Annotated in this window: 22 protein-coding genes, 29 tRNA genes, 2 pseudogenes and 1 other annotated feature; of the genes and pseudogenes, 7 read left to right on the plus strand and 46 right to left on the minus strand. The window is 44.4% G+C overall.

Annotation, left to right across the window (positions count from 1 at the left end; all coding sequences use genetic code 11):
* The 6 genes and pseudogenes from JGK36_RS33895 to JGK36_RS16425 form a co-directional block, all read right to left on the minus strand.
* Window positions 1-159, minus strand: a pseudogene (locus JGK36_RS33895) (RNA-guided endonuclease TnpB family protein); the annotation flags it as partial.
* A 387-nt stretch (window positions 160-546) separates the two neighbouring features.
* Complete coding sequence (locus tag JGK36_RS16405) at window positions 547-1,314, minus strand: phycobilisome rod-core linker polypeptide (protein ID WP_293183825.1); 768 nt, start codon at window positions 1,312-1,314, stop codon at window positions 547-549.
* A gap of 112 nt (window positions 1,315-1,426) precedes the next feature.
* Window positions 1,427-2,302 carry a phycobilisome linker polypeptide gene (locus JGK36_RS16410; protein ID WP_293183822.1) on the minus strand — a complete coding sequence of 292 codons (876 nt, stop codon included), beginning with the start codon at window positions 2,300-2,302 and terminating at the stop codon, window positions 1,427-1,429.
* Window positions 2,303-2,503: 201 nt separating this feature from the next.
* Complete coding sequence (locus JGK36_RS16415; protein WP_293183820.1) at window positions 2,504-3,106, minus strand: chromophore lyase CpcT/CpeT; 603 nt, start codon at window positions 3,104-3,106, stop codon at window positions 2,504-2,506.
* A 253-nt stretch (window positions 3,107-3,359) separates the two neighbouring features.
* The gene (locus JGK36_RS16420) at window positions 3,360-3,893 is read right to left on the minus strand and encodes a phycobiliprotein lyase (protein WP_293183817.1); all 534 of its coding nucleotides are present in this window, start codon (window positions 3,891-3,893) and stop codon (window positions 3,360-3,362) included.
* Window positions 3,894-4,001: 108 nt separating this feature from the next.
* Window positions 4,002-4,075: transfer RNA gene (locus JGK36_RS16425), tRNA-Lys, on the minus strand.
* A gap of 179 nt (window positions 4,076-4,254) precedes the next feature.
* Between JGK36_RS16425 and JGK36_RS16430 the strand changes: the two genes are divergently transcribed.
* A complete protein-coding gene (locus JGK36_RS16430) occupies window positions 4,255-4,599 on the plus strand; it encodes a XisI protein (RefSeq protein WP_293183814.1) in 345 nt (114 codons plus the stop codon).
* Window positions 4,600-4,790: 191 nt separating this feature from the next.
* Here the strand turns inward: JGK36_RS16430 and JGK36_RS16435 are convergent, their stop codons facing one another.
* The 6 genes and pseudogenes from JGK36_RS16435 to JGK36_RS16460 form a co-directional block, all read right to left on the minus strand.
* A complete protein-coding gene (locus JGK36_RS16435) occupies window positions 4,791-6,260 on the minus strand; it encodes an ankyrin repeat domain-containing protein (protein WP_366516578.1) in 1,470 nt (489 codons plus the stop codon).
* Between the two features lie 199 nt (window positions 6,261-6,459).
* A pseudogene (locus JGK36_RS16440) lies at window positions 6,460-6,561 on the minus strand (hypothetical protein); the annotation flags it as partial.
* Window positions 6,562-6,801: a hypothetical protein gene (locus JGK36_RS16445; RefSeq protein WP_293197513.1), complete on the minus strand. Its 240-nt coding sequence runs from the start codon at window positions 6,799-6,801 to the stop codon at window positions 6,562-6,564. It abuts the pseudogene before it with no gap.
* The gene (locus tag JGK36_RS16450) at window positions 6,788-7,060 is read right to left on the minus strand and encodes a BrnT family toxin (protein WP_293183806.1); all 273 of its coding nucleotides are present in this window, start codon (window positions 7,058-7,060) and stop codon (window positions 6,788-6,790) included. Before JGK36_RS16450 ends, JGK36_RS16445 begins: the two co-directional genes overlap by 14 nt.
* Window positions 7,061-7,369: 309 nt before the next feature.
* Window positions 7,370-7,939 carry a 3'-5' exonuclease gene (locus JGK36_RS16455; protein ID WP_293197514.1) on the minus strand — a complete coding sequence of 190 codons (570 nt, stop codon included), beginning with the start codon at window positions 7,937-7,939 and terminating at the stop codon, window positions 7,370-7,372.
* A gap of 83 nt (window positions 7,940-8,022) precedes the next feature.
* Complete coding sequence (locus tag JGK36_RS16460; RefSeq protein ID WP_293183801.1) at window positions 8,023-8,598, minus strand: dihydrofolate reductase family protein; 576 nt, start codon at window positions 8,596-8,598, stop codon at window positions 8,023-8,025.
* Between the two features lie 412 nt (window positions 8,599-9,010).
* Between JGK36_RS16460 and JGK36_RS16465 the strand changes: the two genes are divergently transcribed.
* A complete protein-coding gene (locus JGK36_RS16465) occupies window positions 9,011-9,241 on the plus strand; it encodes a hypothetical protein (RefSeq protein WP_293183799.1) in 231 nt (76 codons plus the stop codon).
* A 551-nt stretch (window positions 9,242-9,792) separates the two neighbouring features.
* Here JGK36_RS16465 and JGK36_RS16470 read toward each other — a convergent pair.
* Window positions 9,793-9,878 (minus strand) — tRNA-Ser (locus tag JGK36_RS16470).
* Window positions 9,879-10,102: 224 nt separating this feature from the next.
* On the opposite strand from JGK36_RS16470, the gene JGK36_RS16475 reads away from it, so the two are divergent.
* Window positions 10,103-10,246 (plus strand): hypothetical protein, encoded by a 144-nt coding sequence (locus JGK36_RS16475; protein ID WP_293197515.1) that lies wholly within the window; start codon window positions 10,103-10,105, stop codon window positions 10,244-10,246.
* 31 nt (window positions 10,247-10,277) lie between these two features.
* Here JGK36_RS16475 and JGK36_RS16480 read toward each other — a convergent pair.
* The 30 genes from JGK36_RS16480 to JGK36_RS16625 form a co-directional block, all read right to left on the minus strand.
* Window positions 10,278-10,350: transfer RNA gene (locus tag JGK36_RS16480), tRNA-Ala, on the minus strand.
* A gap of 5 nt (window positions 10,351-10,355) precedes the next feature.
* Window positions 10,356-10,432, minus strand: a tRNA-Ala gene (locus tag JGK36_RS16485).
* Window positions 10,433-10,437: 5 nt separating this feature from the next.
* Window positions 10,438-10,514: transfer RNA gene (locus tag JGK36_RS16490), tRNA-Ala, on the minus strand.
* Between the two features lie 6 nt (window positions 10,515-10,520).
* Window positions 10,521-10,594, minus strand: a tRNA-Arg gene (locus JGK36_RS16495).
* A 250-nt stretch (window positions 10,595-10,844) separates the two neighbouring features.
* Window positions 10,845-12,131, minus strand: coding sequence for an RNA ligase family protein (locus tag JGK36_RS16500; protein WP_293197517.1), 1,287 nt, complete (start codon window positions 12,129-12,131; stop codon window positions 10,845-10,847).
* Between the two features lie 132 nt (window positions 12,132-12,263).
* Window positions 12,264-12,319: a sequence feature (23S ribosomal RNA rRNA prediction is too short), on the minus strand.
* Window positions 12,320-12,629: 310 nt separating this feature from the next.
* A tRNA-Arg gene (locus JGK36_RS16505) sits at window positions 12,630-12,702 on the minus strand.
* A gap of 62 nt (window positions 12,703-12,764) precedes the next feature.
* Window positions 12,765-12,836 (minus strand) — tRNA-Gly (locus tag JGK36_RS16510).
* Between the two features lie 104 nt (window positions 12,837-12,940).
* Window positions 12,941-13,011 (minus strand) — tRNA-Gly (locus JGK36_RS16515).
* Window positions 13,012-13,068: 57 nt separating this feature from the next.
* Window positions 13,069-13,911 (minus strand): TIGR02452 family protein, encoded by an 843-nt coding sequence (locus JGK36_RS16520; protein ID WP_293192626.1) that lies wholly within the window; start codon window positions 13,909-13,911, stop codon window positions 13,069-13,071.
* A 93-nt stretch (window positions 13,912-14,004) separates the two neighbouring features.
* Window positions 14,005-14,076, minus strand: a tRNA-Thr gene (locus tag JGK36_RS16525).
* Between the two features lie 95 nt (window positions 14,077-14,171).
* Window positions 14,172-14,245 (minus strand) — tRNA-Leu (locus tag JGK36_RS16530).
* Window positions 14,246-14,334: 89 nt separating this feature from the next.
* A tRNA-Leu gene (locus JGK36_RS16535) sits at window positions 14,335-14,408 on the minus strand.
* 28 nt (window positions 14,409-14,436) lie between these two features.
* Window positions 14,437-14,510: transfer RNA gene (locus JGK36_RS16540), tRNA-Leu, on the minus strand.
* A 4-nt stretch (window positions 14,511-14,514) separates the two neighbouring features.
* A tRNA-Pro gene (locus tag JGK36_RS16545) sits at window positions 14,515-14,588 on the minus strand.
* A gap of 4 nt (window positions 14,589-14,592) precedes the next feature.
* A tRNA-Leu gene (locus JGK36_RS16550) sits at window positions 14,593-14,673 on the minus strand.
* A gap of 22 nt (window positions 14,674-14,695) precedes the next feature.
* Window positions 14,696-14,772, minus strand: a tRNA-Leu gene (locus tag JGK36_RS16555).
* A 29-nt stretch (window positions 14,773-14,801) separates the two neighbouring features.
* Window positions 14,802-14,875, minus strand: a tRNA-Gln gene (locus JGK36_RS16560).
* Between the two features lie 8 nt (window positions 14,876-14,883).
* A tRNA-Gln gene (locus JGK36_RS16565) sits at window positions 14,884-14,957 on the minus strand.
* Window positions 14,958-14,967: 10 nt separating this feature from the next.
* Window positions 14,968-15,042 (minus strand) — tRNA-Asn (locus JGK36_RS16570).
* Between the two features lie 6 nt (window positions 15,043-15,048).
* Window positions 15,049-15,121: transfer RNA gene (locus tag JGK36_RS16575), tRNA-Phe, on the minus strand.
* Window positions 15,122-15,125: 4 nt separating this feature from the next.
* A tRNA-Ser gene (locus JGK36_RS16580) sits at window positions 15,126-15,212 on the minus strand.
* An 8-nt stretch (window positions 15,213-15,220) separates the two neighbouring features.
* A tRNA-Arg gene (locus tag JGK36_RS16585) sits at window positions 15,221-15,295 on the minus strand.
* A gap of 113 nt (window positions 15,296-15,408) precedes the next feature.
* Window positions 15,409-15,490 (minus strand) — tRNA-Tyr (locus JGK36_RS16590).
* A 13-nt stretch (window positions 15,491-15,503) separates the two neighbouring features.
* Window positions 15,504-15,578: transfer RNA gene (locus JGK36_RS16595), tRNA-Lys, on the minus strand.
* Window positions 15,579-15,583: 5 nt separating this feature from the next.
* Window positions 15,584-15,658: transfer RNA gene (locus JGK36_RS16600), tRNA-Glu, on the minus strand.
* A 21-nt stretch (window positions 15,659-15,679) separates the two neighbouring features.
* Window positions 15,680-15,754 (minus strand) — tRNA-Trp (locus tag JGK36_RS16605).
* 212 nt (window positions 15,755-15,966) lie between these two features.
* A complete protein-coding gene (locus tag JGK36_RS16610) occupies window positions 15,967-16,176 on the minus strand; it encodes a hypothetical protein (protein WP_293183792.1) in 210 nt (69 codons plus the stop codon).
* Window positions 16,177-16,308: 132 nt separating this feature from the next.
* A tRNA-Cys gene (locus JGK36_RS16615) sits at window positions 16,309-16,382 on the minus strand.
* Window positions 16,383-16,457 (minus strand) — tRNA-Glu (locus JGK36_RS16620).
* A gap of 219 nt (window positions 16,458-16,676) precedes the next feature.
* Window positions 16,677-16,749 (minus strand) — tRNA-Asp (locus JGK36_RS16625).
* Between the two features lie 237 nt (window positions 16,750-16,986).
* Here JGK36_RS16625 and JGK36_RS16630 point away from each other — a divergent pair.
* The 4 genes from JGK36_RS16630 to JGK36_RS16645 all read left to right on the plus strand — a co-directional run bounded on the left by JGK36_RS16630 (window position 16,987) and on the right by JGK36_RS16645 (window position 20,345).
* A complete protein-coding gene (locus JGK36_RS16630; protein WP_363319705.1) occupies window positions 16,987-17,769 on the plus strand; it encodes a glutathione S-transferase family protein in 783 nt (260 codons plus the stop codon).
* 199 nt (window positions 17,770-17,968) lie between these two features.
* Window positions 17,969-18,199, plus strand: a complete 231-nt coding sequence (locus JGK36_RS16635; protein ID WP_293183788.1) for a hypothetical protein — start codon at window positions 17,969-17,971, stop codon at window positions 18,197-18,199.
* A gap of 82 nt (window positions 18,200-18,281) precedes the next feature.
* Window positions 18,282-19,211 carry a polysaccharide deacetylase family protein gene (locus JGK36_RS16640; protein ID WP_293183785.1) on the plus strand — a complete coding sequence of 310 codons (930 nt, stop codon included), beginning with the start codon at window positions 18,282-18,284 and terminating at the stop codon, window positions 19,209-19,211.
* A 342-nt stretch (window positions 19,212-19,553) separates the two neighbouring features.
* Window positions 19,554-20,345 (plus strand): biotin--[acetyl-CoA-carboxylase] ligase, encoded by a 792-nt coding sequence (locus JGK36_RS16645; protein ID WP_293183782.1) that lies wholly within the window; start codon window positions 19,554-19,556, stop codon window positions 20,343-20,345.
* Window positions 20,346-20,476: 131 nt separating this feature from the next.
* On the opposite strand, the gene JGK36_RS16650 is transcribed toward JGK36_RS16645, so the two are convergent.
* From JGK36_RS16650 to pdxA, 3 genes are all read right to left on the minus strand, one after another.
* Window positions 20,477-24,085, minus strand: coding sequence for an OmpA family protein (locus tag JGK36_RS16650; protein WP_293183780.1), 3,609 nt, complete (start codon window positions 24,083-24,085; stop codon window positions 20,477-20,479).
* Window positions 24,086-24,329: 244 nt separating this feature from the next.
* Complete coding sequence (locus tag JGK36_RS16655) at window positions 24,330-25,790, minus strand: hypothetical protein (RefSeq protein ID WP_293183778.1); 1,461 nt, start codon at window positions 25,788-25,790, stop codon at window positions 24,330-24,332.
* Window positions 25,791-25,878: 88 nt separating this feature from the next.
* Window positions 25,879-26,946 (minus strand): 4-hydroxythreonine-4-phosphate dehydrogenase PdxA, encoded by a 1,068-nt coding sequence (gene pdxA / locus JGK36_RS16660; RefSeq protein WP_293197519.1) that lies wholly within the window; start codon window positions 26,944-26,946, stop codon window positions 25,879-25,881.
* Window positions 26,947-26,958: the final 12 nt, after the last annotated feature.

Raw genomic sequence — 26,958 nt, forward strand, 5'->3', positions numbered from 1 at the left:
CATTTCGTTGTAATTGATATAACCCCATCCATAGACAAAACTTTGACGGATAAGGTAGTTAGCCGCGTTGTACAAATTTTTGGATTTAAAGGCTAATTCATCAATTTTAACAAAACGATTCTCGGTGGATTTAATGATGTGCCTCTCTGCTAGTTGCATTCAGACTCTCCATTTTTTGACAATCGCAATAATTCTCTCAGTTTACCATTTTGACTATATGATACTACTATTGCTTACTACTGCTTACAAACTTAATAAAGTTTTATAATACCATTTTAGAATTTAGATTTGAGAAACAGTCCTGGACGTGCTTCGACCAAATATTTTTTCCTTCTCCCCTAGATAATTAAGGCCTTCTTCTATAAATCAAGTTTTTGGCTTTTTTAAACAGAAAAAGAGCGAATAAGAAACTCGCTCTAGAGAAAGTATTAAGATACGAAACCTCAATCAAAAAAAACGATAGAAGAATCTAGCTCAGCTCATAAAGGGGAACCCAAGAAAGTTTCTAGTTATCCCCGACTCAGGCTCGCGTCATCAGTCTATGGCTTAAGCAACTTCGGTGATGCTGACAATTTTTCCGCCAGCGCGATGAATGCGCTGAATTTGCGGAGTCATCTTCCCACCAGAGACAAGATATTCAGTGTTGCTCACTCGGCGAGGGCTATCAAATTTAGCTCCTTTGACAACAATCTTGAACATTTTTTCGGTGGCATCTTTGGAAGCACTAATGCGACCGCCTGTGCTTGGTAAAGTAATTTTGTTACCACTATTACCAGCTACGAAGTCAACTAAGCGAGAAGCGGTAAAAGCACTGTCAACTCCTGCATAACCTTGATACAGGGAAAGAGTGCGATTGTAGCCAACTTGCTTTTGTCCGAGTTGACTTTTTGCGCCTTGATAATAAGGGACTGTATTCTCGCCAAATTTGTCCTCATATTCTTGACTGTCAAGGTACGAGTCAATTTCTGCATCGTAGCCTTTTTCGATACAGGTGCGAATATGCTCAGAAAGTTCTGCTTGGTCTAAGGGAGCGCGACCTAACAAATGTTTAAAGTTTAGCTCGACAAAGCGGTAGGGAGCGCATGATTCAAAATACCGACTGCGATAGAAGTCGGATTTTGCCACAGCGCGGACAAATTCCCGTACTGTCGTCCCACCATCGCACAACTGGGATTCTGCCACAGTCAGGCGTTCGCTTTCCATCACGTGGGGATTGCCGAGCACTTGCTTGTAAACTGCCCGAATTACGGCCTGTGTATCATCGGAACTGCTAGTAGACCAAAGTTCTACTGGTGCATCTAAAACCACACTCATTGAGTTTCTCCTAAGACTAAATAACGTTTCAAAACAGGGAATTAAGGATTGAAGAAAAACACGCTCAGGGAGGTAATTCCCCAAGTCGTGAAGCTAGAAGTTTAAACGGTTTCTAGTTGACAGCAGTGATGCTGGCAATTACGCCGCCTTGTTTGTGGATGCGTTGATATTCTTGGGAAAGTCTGGAAAACGGCACTACATAAACTTGGTTGCTCTGCCGAATTTTTTGAACCCGATTCTTTGCAGAAGTGCGATAGCCAGTTACTTCGATACGGAAAACCTTACCTTCGTCACCAGAAGCAACGTTGTAAACACTTTTAGCACCGCGCTGTCTATCGGGAAATGACCAACCATCTCCAACTGAACCGCCGGAAGGAGGAATGACTGCTACAGGGGTTTCTTGAATCACGTATTTGTTCAAAACTGGGGATTTTCCAGAAAGACTTCCTTTGAAATCGCTGCTGGAAGGGCCGCGCAAGAGAGCAAACATATGAGTAAACCCAACCATATTTTGTCCTGGTTGGGTTTTGTAGCCTCGGTAGTAGGGAACGATATTTTCGCCGTAGGCGTTTTGGTATTCATCGCTGTCGAGGTAAGAATCAATATCTGCCTCGTAGCCTTGAGTATCTAAGATAGTGCTATGGGTTCTCATTTCTTCTAGGCCATCCGGAGCTCGACCGAGAAGATGTTTGAAATTCAGTTCAAGAAACCGATAGCGAGGACAAGTATCGAAAAAGCGAGAACGGTAAGCGTCGGATTTTGCCAGAGCGCGGACAAATTCGCGTACACTCAATGCACCACTTTTGAATTGCGATTCAGGAATTGTTGCCCGTTCGCTTTCCATGACGTAAGCATTACCCAAAACTTGCCGGTAGACGGCACGAATAATGGTTTCTACTTCTTCTTGTGAACGTCCTGGAATCAGTTCTAAACAGGGTGTTTCTTCAAATAAACTGACTCCAAGTCGAGATGCAGGTCCAAAAACCATTTAAAAAATCTCCACTATTGTGTTATGTGAAAATTTACCATAATTGGATGTTATATTAGAAAACTTTACATAATGTAACATTCCAGGGGAGGTTGCTGTTTCACGTACTACAGGAGTTTTTTGGGGTACAGGAGTCTTTTAGGGTAATAGGTGTGGCTGTAGTATGTGCTGCGCTCGCCTGGAAATTCGTCGGCGGGAAAATTAGAGAGGCGGTAGCTCTCCGGCAAAACTTTGACGCTTTTCAAACCATAAGGAGCCATTCTCTGAGCCCCAAATCTGTTCGTGAGTATTTACATCCATACCGCGATCGAGACTGCTCCAGGTTGTTTCGGTAATTTCCACGTCGCTGATGAGGTAGGTTGAACAACCTTTTTTTTCGATGAGACACTGGTTTCCTGGTTCTACACTACCACGAAACATTTCTCCTTCTCGTTTGAAAACCATAGAGCAATTGTAGCGCCGTTGAATGCAATCTGGTTTAATTGTTTTGAGAATGCTTAATTCCCGTGCTGCTCCGGCGTATTGTACTGGATCGTTGAGACTATAATTTTCAATATAAATTTGTTCTCCTTGGTCTATTAATTTGTGGACTCCTTGACGGTAGGGAGTCCACAGATCGTGGTCATAAACCTGCTCGGAGTAAAAGCCAATGGCGTTAAAAAAATCAAATGGTAAGGGGCGGAAAAATATATGAATGTGGGCAAATTGTTGTGGTTTTTCAAAGGATTGTTTGTAGTTGCTGAAATCCCCGGCCATCCACTGAGCCAGAGTGATTAAATCATTATTTGTTTTAACTGAATTCATAAGTTTTTTTACTTTGTTATATAGCAATTATCAAGTGAGGTACGGATTAGTAATTGGTAATTGGCGGTGAGTACATCACTTGGTTGAGAACCGCTCTACCATTTGTCAAAACTCTGGTTACAAAACAATTATTCTGCTTGTTTCATCTACTCTTTAGGTAAGGTGCGTCGCTGCGATATTGTCGATTTAAATTAGGGATTGTTTGTGGCGACGCACCCTACAAATATTGTTCCATGATTTTTTATTTGTGGTATTATTTGCCGGAGAGCGATCGAATTTCTGAAGAAAATGATGCGGTGACAACTCCACTTCCTTTACTGGTTTTGATCAGGGAAACACGAAAGCGCAGGTTGGGATTGGCAAACCAAATTTTTTCTTCGGCGGCGGCGTTATCGTAGCTTGTGAGGAGGACAAAGGTGCCATCGTCTGTGATGTGATAGTCGGCGGCGGCGGGAATGGTTTCGGCATATCCTTGGTCTCGCAGTAGTTTACCGCGATTGGGGACTGTGGGATCTGGGATTGGTACGAGGATACAACTGCCTTTCATTTCAGCGTTTTCATCCCAATCTGACTGGCCTTCCCATGCCATGTGAAAGGGGTTGACTGCTTGGGCTGGGTCGATGTTGTAGGATTTGCAGAGGTCGATTACGGCAGCATCATCGGGTGAGAGTGCAACGATATCAATGACTGACTCGATCGCTTCAAAGTGTCGGAAAGTCAAGTGATGGGCGCTGCGCTGCGATCGCCACTGTCCGAGGGAATTGTCAACAAATTGCTGGATGTTCATGAAAATTATTTTACAAGCTCATTGACTCAAATATTCTTTTCAATTTTTTAAGATTGACGAGAACACTACAGCTTGCGGGTAATGGCATTGTACTATGTTGTTTGAGGATGGGAGTAGAAGGACTTGAACCTTCGACCTTGAGATTAAGAGTCACCTGCTCTAACCAACTGAGCTATACTCCCGCATCTAGGCTACTATAACACAACTAATCTGAAATATCAACTATTTTTGTAAATATTTGTGGCGATCGCCGGCTGGCGAGTTTTCTGTAAGGGCGATCGACAAGAGCCAAGAACCCGCAAGCTACTGATGGTATCATTCGTTTAGTTACCTTCGAGCCAGCAGAGGAGGCAATCGTGCAATGGATTCATTAAACATTCAATATCGCGACATCGTTGAAAGAATTCTCCAAGAATATATCGATTTTCTCGGTAATGACGACCTAGCTGAGGTCAAATTAGTATTAGATGAAAAGCGCGATCGCTATTTGTTAGTCGAAACAGGCTGGCAAAACGGTCATCGCATCTACGGAAATTTGATCCACATTGAAATTATCGACAACAAGCTGTGGATCGAACACGATGGTACGGAAGATGGAGTTGCTTACGAGTTGATGGCGGCGGGAATTCCTCAAGCAGATATTGTTTTGGCTTTCAAATTGCCGGAACTGCAAAAAGTGCGATCGGGGGCGATTTCGCGATCGTGAGCGATCGACCTTATTAAGGTGATGCGCGTACCTGCGATAGTCAGTCCGCGTTCTGTTCGGATAATCTTTGTTTGAGTGTTCGGTGTCGAAGTCATACTCGTAACCTGTGAGTTATTGCTTCTATAGTAGCTTATGAAATAACGAATTTGCTATTTAAATTTAGTCGATAGCACGTAGCATCCGCATAAAATTTACGATCGCGATCGTCTGTATTGGCATGAACTGCAAACCGATCGCATATCTAATCCTATTTTGAGCGATTGAGCCATCAAAACCTCAACTATATCTTGTTGATTTCTGCACTTAGCCAATTGAATAGGGGTACAGCCCCGTTGATTCCGTGGATTCACCTCTGCTCCAGAAGCTAAGAGCGATCGCACAATATTTAAGTGACCGAGTGAAACTGCGTTGTGTAATGCTGTACATCTGTTATTATCTCTAGCATTGACATAGGCTCCTGAAATCAATAGAAGTTGCACAATTTCCAAATGTCCTTTGAGAGCTGCTTTGTGTAAGGCTGTATTTTCGCTATAATCTTTAGCATTAACATCAGCTCCAAAAGCGATTAGAATTTCTACAACTGGTTTGTGTCCCCGCTCCCCAGCAGCGTGAATAGCTGTTTTGCTAATTGTTACTCCTTGCAACAGTAAAAACCTGACCACATCTTTGTGTCCTCCCGCAGCCGCTTCATCCATCGCTCGCTCGATATGATTTTCATAGCCGTAAGCGGTTCCCTCTAATGACAGTCTGCGTTCGAGCAAAATTTGCACAACCTCTTTGTGTCCGTTCTCTGCTGCTAATTCTAAAGCTCCATTCCCGAAATCTATGATGACGCTAACATCGGCTCCGCGATCGATTAATAGTTGCACCATTTCCACAAAACCCAACCAGGAAGCAGCGATCAAAGGATAAAAACCTTGAGCGCATTCTCCATTCACATCTGCACCATACTTAATTAGTAGGTCAGCTACCTCAATTTGGTTATTTGCTACTGCGAAGTACAACAAAGTATTGCCGTAAGGAGGTGTTCGTCCGGTTCGAGCATTTGGATCGCCCCCTTGTTCAAGGTAAGACTCAACCTCCTGAATATTGCCGAGTGCAGCAGAAATGTATATGTTGACAACAGCACCTTGAGAAAATAGTATTTCGAGAATTTCTTGATGTCCTTTCCAAGCTGCAACCAGAATAGGGGTTTGCCCATAACGATCGACTATATTGATATCTGCTCCAGCAGCAACAAGTGCTTCAACAATCTTGGGTTGGTTGTTCCAAGCTGCTGCCTGTAAAGGAGTGTCTACAGAGCCAGTACCGCACCGGAAATTTACATCGGCACCAGAGTCAATCAGCAATTTTGCTAACTCTAGATTTTTATAGGAGATAGATGAATGTAGAGGTGTATTGTTAGCTCTGTCTGCTGCATTAACATCTGCGCCTCTAGCAATTAATGTTTCAGCCATCCTGAAGGATTCTACCATAATTGCTTGGTGTAAAGGGGTACTATCTGAGCAACTTTCATCTCTAAAATTTATATCATCTCCCCGATATAGGAGAGCGATAACTCTGTCAAAATCAAGATGACAAACAGCTTGACATAATTCCTGGCTCATTTGTGTTTCAAATGTTTTATTATAAAATTTTGGTTCCACCGCTCCACTAATCATTTTACATAATAAACAAGCAAACAGAAAAGCCAATTACCCAAATAGGTTTGGCTTTTCTGCTATAGTCCTGGACGCACGGGTGGTCAGAAACCGGGTTTTTTACGAAAATCTTTCGTTGTCGCCCACAGCAAGGGCAAAAAACCCGGTTTCTTGGGTTTTGATGCGTAAGTTTTCTGCTACTTATCAATTCAGCAAAATGCTATCGCTGAATCTTGGAGACGACGCCCGCACCGACGGTACGATCGCCTTCGCGGATGGCAAAACGCATATTTTGTTCGATCGCGAGATCCTTCACTAACTGCTAACCATCGCCTTTAATATTACCGACAGAATACTTATTTTCTTTCATAACTCTCATCAAAAATCTTAGAGCTTCATTCACTGCTTCAGAGTCAGGAAACATTTCTGCAACATCAGGTTCCAGATGAACTGTCAGCCCGCTAAAACTCTTGCGTGCATGACCTACTTTTCTCACTCGCAAGCTCTTCAGATCGTATTCCGATCGCAGTTCGTCTTCCATATCTGTTTCAGCCTTCTTCATAAACTTCTCGCTCTTTTCTAGTTACTTCTCTGGCGCTAATTAAACGAATTGTCTTGCCCCTTTCCGTATAAGACACTATTAATAAACGGCCTCGGCGCGATTCTCCTACAATAATATATCGATCTTCCTCATCAGAATGGTCTGGATCGTAGAAATCGACATATAGCGGATCGTCAAAAACAGTTTTTGCCTCTTCAAATGAGACTCCGTGCTTTGACAGATTTCTCGCTGCTTTGTTTTCATCCCACTCAAAATTCATGTACGTATTGTAGCATCATGCGTTTTTTGAATTCAACTGTGTTGTGCAGGCACGAACGTTATTTCTATTGACTGGCGATCGCCCCACTAACTATCTTACAACAGCACCTTTACAAACAAGCAAACAGAAAAGCCAATTACCATTCGGGCAATTGGCTTTTCTGTTACTTGTCAATTCAGCAAAATGCTATCGCTGAATCTTGGAAACGACGCCCGCACCGACGGTACGATACTACGAACCTAGAATAAGGACTAAAGTCCTCACTACGAACCTAGAATAAGGACTAAAGTCCTCACTACGAACCTAGAATCAAGTAAGGTTTTTTTGACGTAGAATATAGGGCAACAATTTAGCGATGTTTCTAGCATCGTCAATGCCTCGGTGATGGGTTCCTTCTAGGGGTAAAGCCGCAAGTTCTAAGGCTTTTTCCATGCCGTATCGTTTTGGCAAGCCTTGGGTTTCTGAAAACAATTGTTTGAGATTGATGTGAGGATAAGCAATGGGAAAAGGAAGTTGATGAAAGTTGCTATCCTTTTTAAATTGTTTGCGATCGTAGTCTCCCCAGGAACCAAATACACCGTTTGGGTAGCCAGACAGCCAGTTTTTCAGCATCGCGCTTGCTTCTGGGTAAGTTGGAGCCCGATCGACTTCCGTTTGGGCGATCGATGTTAGCGCCGTGCAGAATTCGGTGAGAATGGGATGGCGCACGGGTTTGACGAAGGTTTGAAATTCATCAACGATTGTTAGGGTTGTGGAATCTACCATCACTGCGCCGATCTCGATAATTTCCATCTGATTTCGGGCGATCGATCCTTTGTCGCAGCAGGTTGCTTCCAAATCGAGCACTAGATAATAGTCGAAGTGTTTTAAATTCATCATAAATTTTACCTAAATATTTTTTATTTTTAACCGCAGATGAACGCGGATTAACGCAGATAATTTTATACGATCGCCAAAACACCTCATTTTTGCAATCGATAGTGCAGCAGCATGAAACCGTTACTGTAGATTTTTCGATCGACCAATTCCAGATTCGTCGGCGCGATCGCCCTTGCAAACACAGGAATTCCCGCCCCAATGACTACCGGATTCAACTTGACAATCATCTCGTCAATCTCTGAAACCACCGTTGCTGCTAACTCACCACCACCGCACAGCCAGATGTCTTTACCCGTTTCTTGCTTCAATTCCTGAACCAATTCAACAGCATTTTCCGAAACCAGTGCAACATTCCCATCGGGGCTGGCTGTCATACTGCGCGAAAAGACATACTGCTTCAAGCTGGGATAAGGATTAGTCAAACCGACATTTAGCCCGACTTCATAGGTTTTGCGCCCCATCAAAACAGCATCAAATTGCTTGTTTCCTGAAAAATTAATTCCCAGCGCTTCGTGAAGGTGAGCCGGAATGGTTTCGGGAAAGCGATCGAACAAATCGGCAAAATGCTCTCCGGCCATCGGAAAGCAATCAAAGGAGCCATCTTCGCGAGCAATAAACCCGTCAACGGTGGAAGCCACGTAATATATGAGTTTTCTCATGTTTAAGATTGTTTGTTAAGAAGTTTTGGGAATCACCAAGGCTGAAACCATGGTAGCAGTAGTGCTTTTCAACGGCGCGATCGCCCGCATCTCTAGAGACAATAGAAGGAAAGGGCGATCGATACTCCGAAAGAAGATAAGCTGATGTCAACTAAATATGACTGCTGAAAATGGCCGAACAAGATGAAGCTTCCAAAACCATAAAAGTCACAATGCCTAACCGAATCCATCAAAAGCTGAAGAAGCTGTCTGACGAGTCAGGAATATCCATGTCTAAACTGATGCTCCTGGCAACTATCAAGGAATATAAGCTCATTGATGATAAAGATACCACTGACTAACCCCATTTAGTACCCAGTCTTACCCCATTATGCTATCCTTTAGGGAAATAGTCAACCCTGGAGGTGTACTTGTGACCCAAAATGAACTCGAAGCCCTTGTCGATGAACTCGGCTTAGTCGCTGTCATTAGCCTGTTGGCAACAATCTGCCACAACAAAGCCCGACAAACCTTGTCCCTCAAAGGACAAGGGGCAAGTCCTTATACCGCTTGGAACAGCAATGGCTTCTTGTTGAAGCAGTTGATGACTCGACTGCGCCCGATCGGCAGTTGCGATCGCGATCTAAACCTCAACGGCAACTGAGGTTCTGAGATTCAACCCGTGCAAGTCCGCAAAGCATTGGTTTTAGTCGGTTAACAGCCGGGTATGTATGCTTTAACTGTTAGGGCACGGGTTGAAACTCCTCGGTTTTGAACCAAGAATGGAGAGGACGGGACTCGAACCCGCATCGATCGACAGCAACTTTCAGGAAACGCGCTTCCTTACTGCCCGCAAGCAGACGGGAACTGCCCCCATCTCGGACTGTTAATTCCTTTCAGTGCATCTGCAACCCGCTGCCAGTTTGTGTTTTCAGGGAACGTCGCGAAGCAACTTTTTACCCTACTCAACAAACGCGATCGTCCTTTTGAGAGCCGCTTTACCTAGTTTTTACGGTGCCATTCCATTTAGGCGACCTCCCCAAAATTTCTATTGCTAAGTAGGTGGACATAAATAAATGCAACAATGTCATTGCGAGGAACGAAGCAATCGCAGGGTTTTCGGATTACTTCGTTATCTTTTCGGACAGGTAATATATATGTCTACCTACTTATAGGATAGCAAATCTATTTGCCAAGTCCCCGAATATTTCATTAAGGAAGATGAAGGAATCGAACCCTTACAGGTGTTACCTGTACCCTTGTTTTCAAGACAAGTTGCTGACCATTTAGCGGCATCTTCCATGATGCAAAACATCCATGATTCCTATGGCTCAAACATAGGAAATCCACCGGGAAGGTACTGCCCCTTCTACCTCTGCGTTATCAGCACAGTTCCTCGCTTTTCGGATTCCGGTGGTGAGATCAAATCCCTGTCGCCTCGCGCCGTATTTGTAAGGACACAGCACTGCTTTATCCCTAGGATTATCGGTACAATAAACCGGATTTGATATTAAGAGGAAGATGAATGAATCGAACCTTTACAGTTGCCTGTACCCTGGTTTTCGAGGCCAGTTGCCAACCGTTTAGCGGCATCTTCCAAGGGTATCCGACGGGACGTTATGGTGTTGCTCGCGAGCGGGACGCTCGCACTGAGGGATTCACAGGCTAGCGTCTCGACCGCTTCGACTTCAGATACCGCATGGAATCAAGGAGAATTGAACTCCTAACCTCTTGCGTGCAAGGCAAGCGCTCTACCAATTGAGCTATGACCCCTTTTTTGGTGGATACTGGTCGGACTCGAACCGACATTTTCCTAGTTGCGAACTAAGTGCTTTTCCAATTAAGCTACAGACCCAAGATTGGTGGATTGCGATCGGATTTGAACCGATATCTTTCTAGCAGCCAGCTAGATGCTTTTCCAGTTAAGCTACGAACCCATTTAACAGGAGCGGTAGGACTCGAACCCACAACATTCGAGGTAGAAGCTCGACACTCTATCCAGTTGAGTTACACTCCCGTATTGTTTGTTAATAAGGCTGGAGCGCGGGTGGGCAGAAACCGGGTTTTTTGCGAAAATACTTCGCTATAGTTCGCAGATTGTATGAAAAACCCGGTTTCTTTGATTTATGGGCAATCTTTAATTAACATCATGTTCATTCAATTAATTGGGATTTGTCGTTGGGCGGGGGCGGGTTTATAAGATTGTTATTTGTAGGCAGTTATTGTTGGCGAACCCGCCCCTACAGGACTTATTGCAAATCCAACACCTACAAAGCTTTCGACTTTTCTTGATACCATTTTTTGGCTGCATTCATCACTGCTTTATTAACCTCTTTCCAGGTCAAGCCAGCAGCTTCTAGTTCTGCAACACTTTCTTTCTGTACGTCAGCGTTAAACCATTTTAAAAATGCTCCGATTTTGTCCATCTCAAACTGACCCGAACAAACTTCTGTCACCCCTTGTTCTAATCGAGCAGGGGTTACAAACAGATTCACAAAGTCATCAATGCTTTGAGCAACTTCTGGGTCGAGTTGAACTGGTTGTTTTGTTTTTATAGCTTGGTGTTTTTCGCCTTTGGCTTTGAACAGCAGTTCCGCATAAGACAACCTTTCCGCAAGTTCGCCGCTTTCGGGAAACATTACCAAGCCTTCGCCAATCCCTTCGAGGCCGAAAGTTTCTTTCACCCAAGGATCTAGTTTTTCTACAGTATCAACCGCTTGATTGAGAATATCAACAGCCGATTCTAGTTGAGTGCGATCGCCAAAATCCAAAACAATCGGTTCTCCATAAAAAGGTAAGACAAAAATATCGGGATGTTTTGGCAAAAACTCAGCGATTTTGTCCGGGCGAATTTCCAGTTTGGCAACTTTTCCATCTATGCCGCCAAATTGAACCGCAAACACTGCAAAGATTTTGCGATCGATCTCAGATACAGCCGTCCGTTTCTGAATGCCTTTACCGCACCATTCCCCAAAAATAGTTGCGTGTTCGGTACTCGCCAATCGAGAGAAGTAATCGATATTTTGATTTACCCAATTCGCAAAGCCGAGATTGTCGTTTTCTGGGGAGATTATTTGCGATCGACTTTGGACAGCAACTTTACCATCAGTAAAGATTTGAATGCCACCATTAGTACCGTCGAGTTTAATTTTAGCTCGATAAGTTATCTTCGGAGCTTCTCCAACCAATTCTAAACTGCGGCGAAGATTGTACAGCAGTTCGATGCTCGGCCATGTTTGCATTACGGTCGATCGATCCGCTGTTTGTTGACAGTAAATTGCCGACAAATCGATACCAATTACTTCATCAACTTTGCCCAAAGCCATACCAAAAGAATAAACACCTCGCAGCTTTGCCGGTTTGATTATAGTACCGTCTTTCAGCACAGAATCAGTTAAGGCTATCGCAACGATATCGCCAACATCATAAATGTTTTCTGAGTTGGCAACAATTTGCACTGAATCATGCCCTGGAGCTTCAAAATTATAGAGATATAGCGCATCAGCATTAGGATGATTTTGCGCGGTTTTTACTTCCATAGCAATTACAGGCATGGGAAACTCCTTTGGTTATAACTTTATTAAAAGGTGAAATAGTGCAATTCCCTAAGGATAGCTGCGCCGATCGCACTATTTGCGTGCGAGTTATCAGAGCATTGCGTTTTCTGAGTTACTAGAGGGACTCCGCCGATGAGTTATTACACACTCTTTAAAGGATGGCTACTTCTAAGCCTACCTATCGGGTTCACTGCACTCCCCGTTCGCAAACGCGCGCCGTTTTTGACAGCGTTACCTTTCCTCTCGTACTAAAGTATGTAGGCTCCAAAGATTGGGACACGCAAAGTACGCGCGGCGCAGCTATCCCGTAGGGAATCGCTCTTAACATAAGACTTACGCATCAATGGTCATAAACCGGGTTTTTTCCGAAAATCTTCCGCCTTCACCAAAAGATGAGATAAAAAACCCGGTTTCTTCGATCGAATAGGTAAGTTTTGCAATATAAAAAATTAATCATTCAATGGAATCAACCTCCTTAAAATCAAGCAATAACAACGAGAGTGGTAGGAGTCGAACCCACAACATCCGCGTCCGAAGCGCGGCGCTCTATCCATTGAGCTACACTCCCATAAATTGGTAGTCATGACAGGATATTACCCCGCTCTTGCTTGTAGCAAACAGGACTCCAAAAGCGGATGATGGGACTCGAACCCATGCGCTGAGAATGGCATACTCAAATGCTAACCTTTACATCACACCCGCAAACAAATTTGATATTTTAGTTTACGTGTAACAGTCACTTGTCAACAATTGTAAAACTTCACTGTCAACTGTCAACTGTCAACTGTCAACTGTTTAATCAGCCAAGCGGATAACGAGGCTCGAACTCGTGCCTAGAGTTTGGAAGACTCGAATGCTACCGTTACACCATATCCGCGCGATCGAAAATGTAAAACTGCTTTTATAGACTGCTCATCGTTATGAAAAATCTCGATTAATTTGAGGAAAATCTACTGTCAAATTCTGCAAATATCCTTCCTTCTTCGCTAGAGTCTAGGACGGAAAATAGTACGCTTTTGAATCTGCCAGCAAATTGACCGTTTGGCAATAAAAAGTCTGCAAACATCTGAGCTACCATAGATGGATCGTTCCTGAAGACACCACATCCCCAAGCTCCTAAAATTAACGCATCGGAACCTTTGTTAACAGCTAAAGCCAACAATTTTGCACCGCGTCCGTACAGAGTTTCGCGAATTTTTCCCGTACTTTCTGACTCTTTTCGGGAAATCTCACCAGCATTCGGAGCGCAACTCGTGATAAAATCAACAAGATAAGGTTCCTCAAGCAAAGTTCCATCATCTTTTCGGAATACTGAACAGCCGGGAGAGTAGATGAGTCGATCGGAGTAGAGCAGCGATTTATGAGAGCGATGATACTCGTAATATTTAGGACATTTTAAGAGGCTTTTGTACAGTGCAGAACTGCGTGCTAAGCTCTCTTCTTGCGCTTGAGCGCCTCTGATGAATCCACCACCCGGATTTTTGGCAGAAGCGAAATTTAGGACTCCTATTTTTGCAAATTTGTGCGATCGCCCTATACGCTCTGCACCCACCAGCGTTGTCTCATTTCTCACCATAAATTCCGTGTTCGAGAATTGGGGAGTACCTGAGAGAACGTTTTCCTGAATCGCTGACAGGGCTTCGGGTTCGTAGTATGCCGTCCCAGCAATACAGGAGGCTAATTGGCGATCGATCTTAACCTGCTTGCCTTCCGGGGACAAGTAGCAACCATCTTCGAGAATTTTTAGCGTGTTTTGGGCGATCGCAATTCTTTTCATGCTTTTAACTCGGATTTGCTACAAAAAATTAGCTCTGTAACTTCTATTGAAAAGTTAGCACAATTAGATAGACTCCTTCTGAGCTTTAGGACAAGCAAGTGGCGAGATTTGAACTCGCATAAAAGCTTTACAAGAGCCTCATGTTGCCAATTACATCACACCTGCAATTTTGGTGGCGGGGACAGGAGTTGAACCTGCTATGAAGAGGCTTATGAGACCTCCAAGCCTACCCAGGCTACTTCACCCGCGATATCACCAAATACCCCTGGCTGGCCTCGAACCAGCAACCTCCTCGTTCTAAGCGAGGCACCTCTTCCAATTGGGCTACAAGGGCAAAATAGTTGACAGTTGACAGTTGACAGTTGATAGTTGATAGTTGATAGTTAACCACTGTAATTTTATCTTATATATATTAAAAATTCATGCTCCCGACAGGATTTGAACCTGTAAAAAACTAGCTTCTCGAACTAGCGCGTCTGCCGTTTCGCCACGAGAGCAAATAGTAGAAATTGGCTATTAACCAAGTACCCCTGACAGGATTTGAACCTGCAAAATACTCGTTCTGAGCGAGTAATGTTTTCCAATTACATCACAGGGGTAAAGTCGGGATAGCAGGATTTGAACCTGCAACCTTCGGCTCCCAAAGCCGCCGCGCTACCAAATTGCGCCACATCCCGTTCATGCTCCTGGTGAGACTCGAACTCACAATCAAAATAGAACAGATTTTAAGTCTGCCGCGTCTGCCAATTCCGCCACAAGAGCAAGTATAAACTTAAGGAAAATTTGGTACTCCTAGTGAGATTTGAACTCACACTTGACAATTTTTGAAATTGCCGCCTCTTCCAATTGGGCTACAGGAGTATAATTAATCTGCTTTGGTAATAGCAGAACTGGGAAGGTAGGGCTTGAACCTACATTTGTCCGCTTTCAAAGAGCGGTGCCATACCGATTAGGCGACTTCCCAATAATTGAATGCCGGGGTAGGCTTTGAAGCTACAAACTGATGCTTCAGAGGCATCCGACTTTACCAATTTGTCCACCCGGCAATTTGAAAAATGGCTGCCTCAGTAGGACTCGAACCTACAACCATCACGTTAACAGCGTGCAGCTCTACCGTTGAGCTATGAGGCAACGCAATCCCCCAAGTCAGTATCGAACTGACGGCCTCTTGTTCTTCACACAAGCACTCTACCAACTGAGCTATCGGGGGAAAACGGAGAGAGAGGGATTTGAACCCTCGACGGTTGTTAAGCCGCTCTTTCTTAGCAGGAAAGCGCCATAAGCCTCTCGGCCACCTCTCCTCAATGAGCGAGAACGGAGGGATTTGAACCCCCAAATCTTCAGCCGCGCAAACTGAGTTGTTGTCCGATTACAACACATTCTCATAATTGCAATTGCATATTAAATGCAATTACAAATAATTTACAATCTCAAATCTCAAATCTTAAATCTTGAATCTAAAAATCCAAAATCTAAAATCCAAAATCTAAAATCGCATGGGTCGGGCTGGAATCGAACCAGCAATGCTTTAAGCTACTGTTTTACAGACAGCTACTCATACCAATATGAGAACCGACCCAAGGTTGAAAATTTGGTAGGTCGCCGAGGAATTGAACCTCGATCCATCCGCTTAAAAGGCGGCTGCAAAACCATTCTGCCAACGACCCACACACAGTGCTGACGGGAGTTGAACCCGCAAATCACTTGGGTGAAAACCAAGCGGCTTAAACCATTTGCCTACAGCACTAAAAATTTGATATTAAAAATTTGGCACAGGAACTGAGATTTGAACTCAGAATGCTGGTTTTGGAGACCAGAGTGTTGCCAGTTACACCATCCCTGCTTGCGATATAAGTTCAAAGAAACCGGGCTTTTTACCTAATCTCTGGGCTCGGGTGAAGAATTTTCGTAAAAAACCCGGTTTCTAACTACCTGTGCGTCGAGCACTGTGTTGCTTTGTTACTTTCAAAGTTAAAAACTGCAATTAAAAGAGTGTTGGTTTAATCTTTTAATTTCTCGTTTTTCAAAACAAGTAAGCTTCTGGAACTTGTTCGCTCAAACTTTGGTATCATCTCGCATTTGCCAAACCAATTTCTGAGCTTCCCATGCTGCATCAAGTTGTTGCAAAGTAGCATCAACGTCTTGAGAATAGCTGTCAGCAAGGGATTTTTGAACGAACGCAGTCAACTGATCTTCCAAGTTGGCACTATTATTTGATACATCGTTTGGCATGAACTTTGAAAGAACGGTAGTTTTGGTCTTCATAACTTCTAACCTCCGTCAATGTCTATTAGGCTTTACTTCCTCTGTTTTGTAGAATGACCGACTTTACAGTGCGTACCCTAAATAATTAAATTTCATGGAATTTATGTAATTTTTAATTACAATTGGGAACAGAGGTTAGGGCGGGATTTGAACCCGCGAAATTCGGTTTTGCAGACCGATGCTTTGAGCCACTCAGCCACCTAACCTGGGAGTCCCGACGAGGTTTGCACTCGCAATCTTCTGCTTGAGGGGCAGACGGCTTGACTTTTGCCTACGGGACTATTGATTTTGGATTTTAGATTTTAGATTGAAGAATTATTACTTGAGATTTGAGTCGATTTAAAATTTAAAATTTTAAATCAAAATTTCAAATCTAAAATCTCAATATCTCAAATAAGGTGCGTCGCTATGAGATTGTCGATATTATTTAGGATTTTTGATGGCGACGCACCCTACAGCTCAAATCCAAAATCCAAAATCCAAAATCCAAAATTGCTTGACGGGGCTGACGGGTTTCGATCCCGCTACCTTCGCTGTGACAGAGCGACGCTCTCCCAATTGAGCTACAGCCCCACAAAGGTTTGTGTTTGGACGGGGTGGCGGTTGATTCCGCGTACTACAACCTAGGGGTTATGGTTGCCGGAGTCTACACCGCCAAATGTCCAAAAGTATGTGACATTGTTAATTTCCTATTCAGTTTTCAAGGTTCGTATTGCTTGTGAGTTAAAGCTTTGAAGCTCTTTCCCGGTTGCTATATATTTATACTACATTGTGTGCTACAAGACTGTCAAGGGGGTAATACAACTTTTTTTGAAATCTTTTTTTGACATGGGGTGTCGATCGCCCTTTCCGAACACTCCCACTCTGCCAAACTACCTAAAATCAAGACATTTGGCTGCTAAACTGGTGGTGTCGTTCGAGAAAAATCCGATGCTGAAACTGTACTACAATCCGATTTCTCTGAATTCTCGTCGCGTGTGGGTGGCACTTCTGGAGAAACAAGTTGCGTTTGAGCCGATCGCACTTAACCTCGACGGCGACCAATTTGCACCGGATTTTCTGGCAATTAACCCGTTTCACCGCATACCGGCGTTGGTGGATGGAGATTTGACTTTGGTGGAGTCGCTGGCAATTCTCGATTATATAGATGCCAAATATCCGACGCCCCCACTGCTACCGACAGAGGCGAAAGCCTTGGGAATTGTGCGGATGGTGTCCATGCTGACTTTAAATGAACTGTTGCCGGCAATGTTTCCCTTAACCAGGCAAATGCTGGGTGTGCCGGGAGACAGTGAGGAAAAGTTGGCACAGTCAAAGCAACAGATATTAACCGTGCTGAGGTTTTTTGAGGGCTTGTTGGCCGATCGGCGCACTTTTTTTGCTGGCGAACAGTTTTCTTTGGCGGAAGTCGTGGCGGGGACTGCGGTTCCTTCTGTGGGGATGTTTGACATATCTTTTGATGAGTATCCGAAGTTGCAGCAGTGGGTTGCGAGACTTGCAGGGCGCGAGAGTTGGCTGCAAACGGAGGTACCTCAAGCGCAAATTGCGGCGAAAATCCCAATTATTCGGGATTTACTGGCGGCAAGGCTTTAAATCTTCAACCCGCCTCCGCAGGTTTCGTCTGTCTAGGCGCGATTTCAATCGCCCGCTTCCCATCGCCCCCTATTTACTGGCGGCAAGGCTTTAAAGATATACAGGGCGATAAATATACCGGGCGATTAGAAATCGCGGCTATACAAACAATGTCCACCTCCGTGGACTCAAGAAACTTCTAAGCCCCTAAATATATCGGGTGATTGAAATCGCCCTTAATCGCAATCGCTGGCAATTTCTTCAACCCGCGCAGGCGGGTTTCGTCTGTCTAGGCGCGATTTCAATCGCCCGGATTCGATCGCCCGCTTCCGATCGCCCGGATTCGATCGCCCGCTTCCGATCGCCCGGATTCGATCGCCCGGATTCGATCGCCCGGATTCGATCGCCCGGATTCGATCGCCCTTCCGATCCCGCTGTCAATCCCCGCTGAGACATATTTATCAAAAATAAGGTTTCTTTTCCTTGAAATTCCCATTATCATTATCGGCAGTGTGGAGTGAAAGGAATCCCAAGTGACCGGAAATCATCTGTTTCAAAGACTGCGAAAAAAATGGCGTTTTGTGGCGATCGCCCTAGCAGCGGCTACAATAAGCTTTATCGTCGGTACGCTGCTGCCAGGAAACCAACAAGGAAGCGACAAACCTGCAACCGCCGCCGTGCAGAACCTCAAGCAATCCTTAACGGTAAATCGGCTAGCAAAGGAGGTTGGAGAAGATCGAACAGGCTTTAATCTCGATCGCACAATTGAGGAACTTCTCACCGTATTGGAATCCAAAGAAAAAAACTTGACTTTTGTGCCACCTGAGCAGTTTCAGGGAAAAACTGTTTTTGAAGGGACAATCAAATATTCCCAAAAAGTTATTGCTTTAACAGTTGATGACGGGCCGTGGCCAGAAACAACTGAACAAATGCTGGATATTTTTAAGCAAAATGACATTAAAGCAACATTTTTTTGGATAGGTAAATCTCTCGAAGCTTCTCCTGACATTGCTCGTCGAGTTGTAGCAGAAGGTCACGCGATCGGCAATCATACGTGGCATCACCCTTACGATCCGATGGATGCGGCGACGGCGGCTAGCGAAATCGATCGCACGGCAAAACTTATTTACGAAACGACGGGAGTTAAGACTACTTATTTCCGCCCGCCGGGAGGAGTTTTGACTAATGGTTTGGCTAAGTATGCTAAGGAGCAAAATTATTCTGTGGTGATGTGGTCGGTAACTTCTGCTGATACCGATCCCCGCGCTCAACCAGAAGCTTTTGTTGAGAATGTGTTGAAGAATGCCAAGCCGGGGGCGATTGTGTTGATGCACGACGGCGGGGGCGATCGATCTCGGACTATTAAGGCTTTACCGGAGATGATTGCTGGTTTGAAACAGCAGGGATATCGGTTTGTGACGATTCCTGAGTTGCTGGAAATGCAAGGGCAATCGGCAGCGTAAATTGTGCGGCGATTGGTTGTCTTTTTTCGAGGAGAAAACTAAGGCTAAAGAAACCCGTTTTCTGGGATAAATATTGGTTTTTCAACTATATATACGAAGAATCTGGGTTTCTTACTCCCTAGGATTGCGTCCTTTAATAGCATAAATTTGCGATAGATTTTAGATTTATACAATATGATTTAACCGCAGAGAACACAGAGAACACAGAGGAAGAGAATAGAGAGATGAATTATTAATATGCACCGTGCGATATAATTTTTGTGAAAAATGATATGAAAAAATCTCAAGAAATTAGAAAATAATGAAGTTGAGAGGATAGGGGATATTCCTACTGAGGTAAGGTTGATAAATACTGTTGATAATGAGTTAGTTCGTCACTGGCTGCACTCTTTGGATACTTGTCCCAGTACCAACAGTTGGGCGATCGCCCGCGCAGACCAACTGCACCACGGAGATGTAGTATTTACTAAGCAGCAAACCAACGGGCGCGGACAACAAGGGCGCACCTGGTACGCCCCAACCGGTGTTTTGACTGCGAGTTTTGTACTCGACAACCTCAATCCCAATCTGTTACCCGGACTCAGTTTAGCAGTCGGTTTGGCTGTGATTTTCGCGATCGAGGATTTGGTGCCCGAATGTCGCGATATGCTGCGCCTGAAATGGCCAAATGATGTTTGGATCGATCGACAAAAATTAGCCGGAATTCTCTGTGAAGCCACTTCTGGGAACACATTCGGCACTCGCGTGGTTGTCGGAATTGGCATCAACCGCTGCGTAGATTTCGCGGCGGCAGGATTGGATGCCAGGGCGATCGGCAATGCGGTAAGCTTGCATTCTATTGCGGGTAATGTGCCCGATGAACTCTGTTTGCTTGCCAGACTCCGGCACTATTTACTCGAACTAGCCGATATGTTCTCCACCACCGACAGGGCACCCGAAAAGTCCGGTTTAGCGCGACTGTTACCGGAATTGCGCCGTCGCGACGGGCTGATTGGCTGTAATGTGGCGATCGAACTTGCGTCGGAAACTATCTGCGGAGAAGCCGCCGGGATTGACGGATGCGGCCGGTTGTTAGTATGCTTGGCAGGCGATCGAATACAAGCCTTTACCTCCGGCCGAATACGATTAAGTTAAGACGAAGAAGTCATTTGTTATTTGTTATTTGTTATTTGTTATTTGTTAGCAATTCCCGATGCCCGATGCCCGATGCCCGATGCCCGATGCCCGATGCCCGATGCCCGATGCCCGATGCCCCATTACCCAATTTAATTTACCACCTCAAACATGACCAATCTGCTCAGCCACAGCGGTTGATTAGCCTCCACACCTTCGGGACGACCCTTAGTAGAAGCAACTTGTATTCTATTGCCATTTATCCCTTCTTTAACCAGAGCAGCCTTCACATTTATCGCCCTTTCCAGCGCCAACTTTTGATTTTCCGCAGGGCTGCTTTTAAAATCGCTGTAGCCAATTACCCTCAAATTAGTCGTGCTATTCTCCTCCATATATTGTTTAACTTTGCTCAGTTTTTGTGCTATATCTTTCGGCGACAAAATTGCCGAACCAGCACCGAAATAAAGGCGAACTTCTATTGGCGGTGACGGCAGTTGAGTTCCGATTCCCACTGTATTTGTTACCGACTTCACCCCCGGAATTTTCTCAAAAGCTTGAGTAATTTTCTGAGCATCCGTTGCTTTGCTCACACTACCTGCAATCGCGACTTTTCCCTCTGCATAGCGAGCCGAGATATTAATGCTTTCTAACTTATTCAAAAGAGCCACAGTCCGCTTGACATCAGCTTCGGTTAAAACCGGATCGGGAGGTACTTCAACGGCTATAATTTTATTGTCAATTCTTAATTTGGGAGCTGCATCCTGAGCGATTTTTTCCGCTTTCACTCGCAGCTTTTGATTCGGCACTCGTCCCGAAATCTCTAATACTCCATCTTTAACATCTGCCGCAAGGCGATAAACCGATAAGTCGGGAGCAGATTGTAAAGCTAAATTTGTATCTGCTTCTAAAGTCGCTGCAATTCCGCTGCGGTATTCATGAGTGCCCCAACCTACGCCAATTAAACCTAACACTGCCAAACCGATAACTGGTAAAATTGGAATCTTAGTAGATTTAACTTTTACCTCTGTATCGATTAACTTTTGCAAGTTTAAGTTTACTCCTGGAGGCAGACGAGTCGGATCTCCGTTAAATGCCTGAATTTGCTCTCCGTATTCTTGAAGAATATTCTTAAATATTGCTCGCATTTTGTACTTAAACCATTGGCGGGTTCCTCCTTCGATCACTACTGCTAGATAACACGAACCTGCTACTTCCAATACTATCGAAGATGTCCCGTATTGTACCGCATCAATCTCTGCAAGATTTCCCGATTGAGATATGCAGTCGTTGACAAAAGAGCGAATAGCAGTCAGCATCCCTGCTATCATTTCTGATTCTAGCTCTTCGCTTTCAGGCGGCTGCACTCCTGCAATTAACAATCCAGAATTTTTTTGAATCAAAAATACAGCTTTAACAGTCAGCGGTGCTGTTGCTTGCATTAGCAATTCTGCTTCAGAAATTCCTTGCAATTTGGCTTTAATTTTGCGAGCGATCGCATCAGGACTTAACGATTGATCCAACTTTTCGTTAATCTCGCGCATCGTCTCGCCGATGTATTTTAAAATTGTGCTGCCGATGATCGGATAAAGTGCATCCGACATTGCTTCTCGCTTGATAGTAATTTGCTGTTTGATTGCCGAGGCCATTTCCGGCGCCAGCGCTATGGCAATTTCATCGGGATATTCACTAATTCTGTGGCTGATTCCCACAGGAATAGAAGGCGCTAGGGCTACTCCAAACGACTGCCGATTTTCTCGGATTTTGGTATCAATTACTTCATCAATTATCGGAGCGATGGTTTCGGCAAATGATTTTCTAGAGTCATTAATTGTTTGGATCATCATTTCTGGAAAGATGCTTTTAATTCGGGCCATTAATTCTGCCCGATCGCCTCCCCATTCAGCATCAGTTATTTTGCGTTCTAGTTCCTGTACTTTACTGTTGAGATTGTAATTATAACCTACCACTTCATCTAATAACGGTAAAATAGATTGGATGACAGATTTTTCTAGTTGGGAGTGATGGCTAACCATCAGCTCGTCAATCAAGGGTTTGAGTAAATCTGTAAACAAGTCTGTCGATTGATAAATCCGGTGTTCGATCGCCACAATCTTTTGTTCGATATTTCCGAGTCTTTCATCAATCTTTTTGTTCTGAACGATCGCATCGACAGTAGGGGCGATCGCAGATTCTATCTCTAGCTTAGCGTCCCGAATGCTTCCGGACAGCATTTCCAAGATCGCGGGCATGATTCTTCCCATCAACCCTTCGATCTCGCCTAAAACTTGCTGCTGAACTTCGACAATCTTACTTTCATTTTGCAATATTTTTGCTGCAATACCGCTGTTTTGAATAGCAGTATCGACAGCAGGTGCGATCGCCTCTGTCACCTCTAACTTTGTCTCGTCAATTTTCCGGTTCAGCGACTCAATCATTAACGGCATCAACCTTGCCAGGATTTCTTCCGGCTGAGATTTTTGCTGGCGCTGAAGATTATTGAGCCTACTTTCTACATCGCTCAATTTTCCTGGAACTTCTCTTTGCAGAATTGCTGATTCAATCAAAGGTTCGATCGCTGCTGCTACCTCTAATTTTGATTCATCAATTTTCCGGTTCAGCAAATCCGTGATTGCTGGCATTAGCATCGCCATAATCTCTTCTGGCGTCTGAATTGGCGACTCTTGGGTAGCCAGCCGGCGCTCGACGATGCTCAATACTTTTTCTTCTATTTCTACCCAAGCTATTCTTACCTGTACTGAGGGTGCAAGTGTTTCTACAACTTCTAACTTTAATTCACTAATTTTGCGGGCGAGCAAATCGCTAACTACCGGGACTAACTGTTTGATAATATCTTCCGGTTGCTGCTGGTAACGCTGCTGAACAGTCGCAAGTTTCTCTTCAATTATGACTACTTGTTCTTCCAGTCCATTTTGATTGTCAACTACTTGATTGATTGTCGGTGCGATCGCCGAAGTCACCTCTAACTTAGACTCCTCTACCTTGCGGTTGAGCAGATCTCCCACCATCAACATTAGCCGTTTAACTAACTGTTCTGAATTTCCCAATTGCTGCTGGTTGAAATCAGAAATTTGATTTTCCAAATCCGCTAATTTTGTCTGAACTTCCAGGCGATTGATTTTATCGTTGCCGACGAGTTCTATCGCCTGGTTTAATTGAAACTTCAACCGCTCTAGCTCTTCTCTCACTAACTCGGGAATTAAAGGTTTCAATAAATTCATCAATTCTTTCGGCTCAGACATTAGTTTCTCAAAATTTTCTAACCTTTGTTCTACGCTGAAAATATTACTGTAAAATTCCGGCAAATCCCTTTCAAACAACAGTTCCTGCAACCGTTTAAACTCTTCGACTGCTTTTTCTAAATCTTCTTCCGACGGTCGCTCATTGTTTGCTAAATTAGCGATTCTAGATAAGCCTGCTTCTTCGTTCTTGTTTTGTCGTCTTTGAGGTGGTATCTCTTCATGATTATTCAATACTTCCGGTACAACCGCAGGTGATTCGATCAAAAAAGACAATTGGTTGCGCCGATTTTCCTCTTCCTCAAGTCGCTCTGCTGATTTTTCAGATGGCGGTAACTTTAGCTCGATAGGTTCTTTTTTTGATTGCTTCAGTAACTGGATTTCAGTCAATATGATTAGCAATTCCTGAAGTTGATCTCCTGCTTTAGAACTTGCCAGAGTTGCATCTGACACCTCTGTTTCTGACTGATATATGTTCCCTGAATTATCATTAGATGCTGCCATACTGTGCTACCAAAATCTGATTTTAAGCGATCGACTAAAATGACCAGCTTGCTTGTCGCCTGACGCCAGCGAACATCAATAGGAATGACACAATTTTGCCCAGTGTCAGACTTAATTAAGGCTATCACCGCTTCTAAAAACTTGGACAAACCTACCCACAGGTAATTTGGATCCCAGTATAAGTCTGCGGTGTAACTTTGAGTCGATAACCACTAACGCGCTTGTGCTTGGCTGATGCCCGACATCACTGCTCGACATCAGCCTTAACCAGTGGCCCCCAGTTAGAGACTCGATAGTAATCATGTCTGCGATTGACTACCGGACACCGACCGATAAACATATTAAATTGGTACCAAGCGCCCCATACGTGCTTTCTGGGGTTCACCCCCAGATAGGCGGACACGGGGCGCGGCAATCTTTCACTTCCATTCATTCCTCTTCTAGCAATAGCTATTGCAGCACTAATATCCGAGGACAACCCATACATCCGAGCGTATTTAACCAATCCGATTAAACTGGTGTAAGCCGGATTGCGAGTAAATAACGAAATGCCTCGATTGGATAAAATTGACTCCAAAAGCTGATAAAAACGACTGTAAGCCCAGTTCGATAGCATCCGAGCATATTTTCTTCCTTTCTCCCTTAACTGTGATTTCTTACCAGTAAAATCTAATGATTCGCAAACAATCGGGCAAGCAAACGCAGTAGCTAATTCAGCTAGCTGCAAGATAGCACCTACAATTTGAGCATCTTGTTTGCCGCGAGGTAAACCCATCTGCATAGCTATTTTACCTCTTGAGCTTAAATTACCTTGACCGTCGATATATGCCCAACCAATCGAGTTCGGATTGAGGTCAATGCCAATGCAACCGTACTCGATCGATCGGCTTACTTGTTTTACTGGTAATGGGGTAAATTGTACTGCTACTACCCAACGGTTGTCCTGGCGGTAAAAGTGCCAGGTTTTAGCACCAGCCTCGGGCAATCGATTCAGATTTCTGTCAAAATTACCGATGGCTGAAGTGACATATTTGCCAAATTTAGCCTCCAGGCAATTAGGCACTCTAAATTTCAGATTTTTGCCATCCCACTGGCAAGCTTGATTGCCATAACTTTCATCCTTCGACCCCACAATGAATAGTTCTCTTGAGTTGACCTTGACTCTCAGTGGTGCCACTTTCAGGTGGGCGAGGGTTTGAGTTAATTTGTAGATGTATCTTTTCTTGTTGTGGATGGCAAATTTCAGGTTATACCAGTTGGTCTTGCGAGTTTTCCTGTCGCTCGCTAGGGGGAAATTACACCCGCTTGAAGAGTGCTGCCAATGCCGTTTGGCGTAAAATTTTTGGGCCCCTTTTAGTTTACGTTCTGCTGCCTTTAACCAAGATGCAGCGGATTTAAGTCTAGATGCTAATTGGGACAGATATCTAGTTCTCGCTTTATATGCTGAATCTACTTTGCCGGATGATAAAGCAATTACTCCGTTGGCATGACGTTTGTTGATGCCGTAGGTCTGTTGTAGATGAGTATTCCAACTAGATTTATTGAATTTGATTTCTCGATTTAATAAATGGTTAACCGTCTCGATTGTTGCTCGATAAAACACTCCTGAAAATGCCGTTAAAAAACACTCAAATTCAGTATAACCTGCGGGGTTAAGTTCGGCTTCGGGAGTTGGTAATCCTTTACAGTAAGTGAGAGTCGTCATAACTTGATAAATTAGCTGCCTTGATTATGAGTGAAACTAGACATTAGCTGCTCTAATTGCAGAAAATGTCTAGTTTCGTCACGAATTGTCACGTTATTGTTGGACTGTTCTGTAACCCTATTTTAACTGCTGCTCTGCGACTAGCCAACTGGGCCGCCAACTGTAACGCTGCTGTCATGCTAGAGGCATCGGCAATTCCTTGACCTACAATATCAAAAGCTGTGCCGTGATCGGGAGATGTGCGGACAAAGGGTAAGCCAATTGTAGTGTTGACCGCTTTGTCGAAAGCCATCAATTTTACTGGAATCAAGCCTTGGTCGTGGTACATTGCCAAGTAACCGTCGTGAGCTAATGAGGCTAAGCCGTACCAAACTTTAGCCGGTTTTACCCACATGGTATCCGGGGGGATTGGCCCGTCTAATTGCACTTGGGGAAAACGATCGCGCTGCGCTTTCAACCACGGTATCATCCAGTCTTGCTCTTCATTTCCCAGTTTGCCATTTTCGCCGCTGTGAGGATTTAAGCCAGAAATCGCTATTTTTGGTTTTTCTATCCCAAAATCTTCGCGCAAACACTCGATCAGCAATTCTAGTTTTTCACTCAGCAACTCTGGAGTCAAAGCCTCGGGTACTTGACGCAGAGGAATATGTGTGGTAGCGAGTAAAGTTACCAGCGTCCAACCGCTGTGGGGAGATGTGGCGACAAACAGCATTCCGAACCGCTGCGATTTCGACCTTTCTGCCAGAAGTTCTGTTTGTCCGGGATAATTGTAACCTGCGGCTTGCCAGCAAGTTTTGGAAATGGGGCCGGTGACGATCGCACAAAATTCGCCGGCAAGGGTACGAGCGATCGCCTTTTCCATATACTCAAAGCTAGCCGCCCCACTAGCCGCATTCCCGACACCGGGGATAATGGAACCCCACTTGCTGTCTGGTTCGATATCAATAATCTTTAATGTTGCGGGATTTGCTGCTGTTGTAGCCCGATCGATCGATCGCAGCCGATCGTAAGTTTGTTGCAAAATCATCCTCGATCCGAAAACCGTCACCATCAAAGCAGCAGCCGGATCTGCCAAAGCCTTGAGAATCACTTCCGGGCCAATTCCTGCCGGATCTCCCAGAGTTACAGCTAGTTTTGATTGCCGATCGAGACTCAAGGCAGTTTTCTC

Origin of the sequence: Microcoleus sp. PH2017_35_SFW_U_B (assembly GCF_020737865.1) — a bacterium.
In the GTDB taxonomy this organism is placed as follows: domain Bacteria; phylum Cyanobacteriota; class Cyanobacteriia; order Cyanobacteriales; family Microcoleaceae; genus Microcoleus.

Excerpts from the sequence above, each read along its gene's own strand:
- JGK36_RS16430 (WP_293183814.1), top strand. The coding sequence starts at position 4,255 with ATGGATTCATTAAACATTCAATATCGCGACATCGTTGAAAGAATTCTC.
- JGK36_RS16460 (WP_293183801.1), bottom strand. The coding sequence starts at position 8,598 with ATGAGAAAACTCATATATTACGTGGCTTCCACCGTTGACGGGTTTATT.
- JGK36_RS16610 (WP_293183792.1), bottom strand. The coding sequence starts at position 16,176 with ATGAAGACCAAAACTACCGTTCTTTCAAAGTTCATGCCAAACGATGTA.
- JGK36_RS16475 (WP_293197515.1), top strand. The coding sequence starts at position 10,103 with ATGAATCGAACCTTTACAGTTGCCTGTACCCTGGTTTTCGAGGCCAGT.
- JGK36_RS16420 (WP_293183817.1), bottom strand. The coding sequence starts at position 3,893 with ATGAACATCCAGCAATTTGTTGACAATTCCCTCGGACAGTGGCGATCG.
- JGK36_RS16520 (WP_293192626.1), bottom strand. The coding sequence starts at position 13,911 with ATGAAAAGAATTGCGATCGCCCAAAACACGCTAAAAATTCTCGAAGAT.
- JGK36_RS16415 (WP_293183820.1), bottom strand. The coding sequence starts at position 3,106 with ATGAATTCAGTTAAAACAAATAATGATTTAATCACTCTGGCTCAGTGG.
- JGK36_RS16655 (WP_293183778.1), bottom strand. The coding sequence starts at position 25,790 with ATGACGACTCTCACTTACTGTAAAGGATTACCAACTCCCGAAGCCGAA.
- JGK36_RS16435 (WP_366516578.1), bottom strand. The coding sequence starts at position 6,260 with ATGATTAGTGGAGCGGTGGAACCAAAATTTTATAATAAAACATTTGAA.
- JGK36_RS16410 (WP_293183822.1), bottom strand. The coding sequence starts at position 2,302 with ATGGTTTTTGGACCTGCATCTCGACTTGGAGTCAGTTTATTTGAAGAA.
- JGK36_RS16455 (WP_293197514.1), bottom strand. The coding sequence starts at position 7,939 with ATGATGAATTTAAAACACTTCGACTATTATCTAGTGCTCGATTTGGAA.
- JGK36_RS16405 (WP_293183825.1), bottom strand. The coding sequence starts at position 1,314 with ATGAGTGTGGTTTTAGATGCACCAGTAGAACTTTGGTCTACTAGCAGT.
- JGK36_RS16500 (WP_293197517.1), bottom strand. The coding sequence starts at position 12,131 with ATGCCTGTAATTGCTATGGAAGTAAAAACCGCGCAAAATCATCCTAAT.
- JGK36_RS16650 (WP_293183780.1), bottom strand. The coding sequence starts at position 24,085 with ATGGCAGCATCTAATGATAATTCAGGGAACATATATCAGTCAGAAACA.
- JGK36_RS16450 (WP_293183806.1), bottom strand. The coding sequence starts at position 7,060 with ATGAATTTTGAGTGGGATGAAAACAAAGCAGCGAGAAATCTGTCAAAG.
- JGK36_RS16445 (WP_293197513.1), bottom strand. The coding sequence starts at position 6,801 with ATGAAGAAGGCTGAAACAGATATGGAAGACGAACTGCGATCGGAATAC.